The sequence below is a fragment of the Candidatus Thermoplasmatota archaeon genome (assembly GCA_022848865.1).
Classification (GTDB): domain Archaea; phylum Thermoplasmatota; class Thermoplasmata; order RBG-16-68-12; family JAGMCJ01; genus JAGMCJ01.
The window spans coordinates 1-240 of record JAJISE010000044.1; the positions used below are offsets into that span (position 1 = coordinate 1).

At 56.7% G+C, this 240-nt stretch carries 1 protein-coding gene; it reads right to left on the reverse strand.

The genetic code is table 11. The annotated features are described in order from the left end of the window. Nucleotides 1-240: dehydrogenase (locus LN415_08030; protein MCJ2557033.1), on the reverse strand; the 240-nt coding region annotated here is incomplete at both ends.

Consider the following 240-nt stretch of genomic DNA (forward strand, 5'->3'; position numbering starts at 1 on the left):
TGAATAGCGGGATCTGCAGGCTCATTTGCAGGAAGAGCGGGTCCGTCTGGGCCGCCTCGAGGTACAGGATCATGTTGAACGTCCTCGCTCCGTCTGCGGTGAAGTCCCCTGAGCTGAGATAGAGGGCGAAGATTCCGAGAAGCATTATCACGCTGCCCACGTGCGTGTATACGAGGAACTTGATGGACGCGTAGTGGCGGTTCGGTCCTCCCCATATGGCGATGAAGAAGTACATGGGTA